Source organism: Dietzia sp. CW19 (genome assembly GCF_014145265.1).
GTDB lineage: Bacteria > Actinomycetota > Actinomycetes > Mycobacteriales > Mycobacteriaceae > Dietzia > Dietzia natronolimnaea.
This window is the reverse complement of record NZ_JAALEE010000478.1, coordinates 1-2,729: the sequence shown is the minus strand read 5'-3', so window position 1 is coordinate 2,729 and position 2,729 is coordinate 1. Positions and strand designations below refer to the sequence as shown.

Sequence of the window (2,729 nt, the reverse complement as noted above, 5' to 3'; positions counted from 1 at the left end):
GCCCTGCATGACCACCTCACCGGCGGTGACCGGGAACCGCTCGTCGAGTCCGTCCGACTGGGGCACCGCCGCCACCCGTCCGGTGCGTAGCGCGCGCCGGACCGGGGAACCGAGGAGGCGCACCGATCCACCGGTGGGGGTGACAAGGCCGAGCAGCGACTGGAGCAGGGTGGACTTCCCGGACCCGTTGGGGCCGAGCAGCACGGTGATCTCCCCGGTCGGCACCGAGAGCGACACCGAGTCGAGCGCGCGGATCTGGCCGCGGTCGACGGTGAGGTCGGTGACGACGACGGCGGGCGGGCCCGTGTGCACGGAGAAGGGCAGTGGGCGGTCGGTCATGACGTCAGCTCCCGGGTGATCGTCTCGAGGTCGTGGTCGAGCAGGTCGAGGTAGGTGGGCACCGGGCCGCTGGGCGCGGAGAGGGAGTCGACGTACAGCAGGCCGGCGACCCTGCTGCCCGTTTCGGCCGCGACCTGCTCCATCGCCGCGCCGGAGACCGTCGACTCGCAGAAGACGGCGGGGATCTCACGATCACGCACCTCGTCGATCAGGGCGGTGACCTGACGCGGCAGCCCCTGGGACTCGCTGTTGACCGGCCACAGGTAGAGCTCCTCCAGGCCGAGGTCCCGGGCCAGGTAGGAGAACGCGCCCTCGCACGTGACCAGGACACGGCGGTCCTGCGGCACCGCCGCCACGGCCGCGCGGGCGCGGGACGCCAGCTCGTCGAGTTCGGCCACGTAGTCCTCGGCGCGAGCGAGGTACCCCTCGGCTCCCTCCGGGTCGACCTCGGTCAGGGCGCGGGCGATCGTCCGGATGTATCTCGCGCCCTCGTCGGGCGACATCCACGCGTGGGGGTTGGGCCGCCCGGTGTAGTTGCCGGAGCGCACCGGCAGCGGGTCGACCCCCTCGGAGGTGACCACGTGGCGTGCGTCGGTCCCGTCGATGAAGCGCAGCAGCCAGTCGTCCATGCCGAGACCGTTGCTCACCACTAGGTCCGCGCCCTCGACCCGCTTGAGGTCGTCGACGGACGGCTCGTACTGGTGGATGTCGGCGCCCGGGGTCGTCACCGACTCCACCCGGACCCGGTCTCCACCGACGCGGCGGGCCATGTCCGCGAGGATCGTGAAGGTCGTGGCCACCACGACCCTGTCGTCGGCCTCCCGGGCGGCGAACCGGGGCCGGTCGTCCACGTCGACCGCCCCCCAGGTGCCGGTGGTGCAGGCGGCCGCCACGATCGCGGTCACGAGTGCGACGACGACCGCGGCCGCGGGGGACCAGGGTCGCCGGCGACCGGCCCGGGGATTGCGGCCCCCGGCCAGATGAGATTTCGGCATACCGAAATATTAAGTCAAAGTGGCGGAATATCCATACCGCCTGGGTAGCCCTGCTGCCTCCAGGCCTCGTAGACCACCACGGCGGCGGCGTTGGACAGGTTCATGGAGCGGCGACCCGCCAGCATGGGGATGCGCACCGTCGCGGTCACGCGCTCGTCGGCCAGCACGTCCGGGGCCAGACCGGTGGGCTCGGGCCCGAACAGCAGGACGTCACCGGGGGAGAACCGGACCTCCGGCAGCGAGCGGTCGGCCCGCACGGTGAACGCCCACACCCGCGCCGGGAGTAGTCGCGCGTACGCGGCCTCGAGATCCTCGTGGACCTCCACGTGCGCCAGGTCGTGGTAGTCGAGCCCCGCCCGCCGCAGTTGCGGTTCGGACAGGTCGAAGCCCAGTGGCCCGGCCAGATGGAGTTCACACCCCGCCCCCGCCGCCAGCCGGATCGCGTTGCCGGTGTTGGGGGGGATGCGGGGTCGGTCGAACAACACACGCACGCCGGCTCCGGTCATGGCGGCCATTCTCGCAGTGCGCTGGCGACGTGGCCGCTCCGGAGTGGGATACTGGCGCCCGTGACCGCTATCAAGCTGGACGGAAAGCTCACCCGCGACGAGATCGTCGCCGACCTCACCGACCGGGTCGCCGCGTTGCGCGACAAGGGCATCACCCCGGGGCTGGGAACGGTCCTGGTGGGCGACGACCCGGGCAGCCACTCCTACGTCAAGATGAAGCACCGCGACTGCGAGCAGGTCGGCATCGCCTCCATCCGGCGTGACCTGCCCGCCGAGACCGGTCAGGCCGAGCTCGAGGCCGTGATCGACGAGCTCAACGCCGATCCCGCGTGTACCGGGTACATCGTTCAGCTACCGCTGCCGAAGCACCTCGACGAGAACGCGATCCTCGAGCGCATCGACCCGGCCAAGGACGCGGACGGCCTGCATCCCGTCAACCTCGGCAAGCTGGTCCTCAACGCGACGGCCCCTCTGCCGTGCACCCCCAACGGCGCCATCCACCTCCTGCGGCGATTCGGTGTCGAACTCGACGGGGCACACGTGGTGGTGATCGGCCGCGGGGTCACCGTGGGGCGCCCGATCGGGCTGATGCTCACCCGCCGCAGCGAGAACTCGACCGTCACCCTGTGCCACACCGGAACCCGGGACCTGGCCGCCGAGACGCGGCGGGCCGACGTGATCGTGGCCGCGGCCGGGGTGGCCCACATGCTCACGCCGGACATGGTCAAGCCGGGCGCGGCGATCCTCGACGTGGGGGTGTCCCGGCTCGACGGGAAGCTGGCCGGCGACGTCCACCCGGACGTGTGGGACGTCGCCGGTGCGGTCTCCCCGAACCCGGGTGGCGTCGGTCCGCTCACGCGGGCGTTCCTGCTGGCCAACGTGGTCGAGC

The 2,729-nt window shown here is 71.8% G+C and carries 4 protein-coding genes; 1 reads left to right on the top strand and 3 read right to left on the bottom strand.

Annotation, left to right across the window (positions count from 1 at the left end; genetic code table 11):
• The 3 genes from G6021_RS13745 to G6021_RS13735 all read right to left on the bottom strand — a co-directional run.
• Positions 1–339 (bottom strand): ATP-binding cassette domain-containing protein (locus tag G6021_RS13745; protein WP_182641526.1); only part of this gene is annotated, 339 nt, incomplete at its 3' end.
• A complete protein-coding gene (locus G6021_RS13740; protein WP_182617968.1) occupies positions 336–1,334 on the bottom strand; it encodes a metal ABC transporter substrate-binding protein in 999 nt (332 codons plus the stop codon). The genes G6021_RS13740 and G6021_RS13745, both read right to left, overlap by 4 nt.
• Positions 1,335–1,348: 14 nt before the next feature.
• On the bottom strand, positions 1,349–1,840 hold the full coding sequence (locus tag G6021_RS13735) for a tRNA (cytidine(34)-2'-O)-methyltransferase (RefSeq protein WP_182610420.1): 492 nt from the start codon (positions 1,838–1,840) through the stop codon (positions 1,349–1,351).
• A 60-nt stretch (positions 1,841–1,900) separates the two neighbouring features.
• On the opposite strand from G6021_RS13735, the gene G6021_RS13730 reads away from it, so the two are divergent.
• On the top strand, positions 1,901–2,729 hold an 829-nt coding region (locus G6021_RS13730), incomplete at its 3' end, for a bifunctional methylenetetrahydrofolate dehydrogenase/methenyltetrahydrofolate cyclohydrolase (protein ID WP_182641525.1).

Bases quoted from the DNA above. Each gene is read 5' to 3' on its own strand.
- G6021_RS13740 (WP_182617968.1), bottom strand. From the start codon at position 1,334: ATGCCGAAATCTCATCTGGCCGGGGGCCGCAATCCCCGGGCCGGTCGC.
- G6021_RS13735 (WP_182610420.1), bottom strand. From the start codon at position 1,840: ATGACCGGAGCCGGCGTGCGTGTGTTGTTCGACCGACCCCGCATCCCC.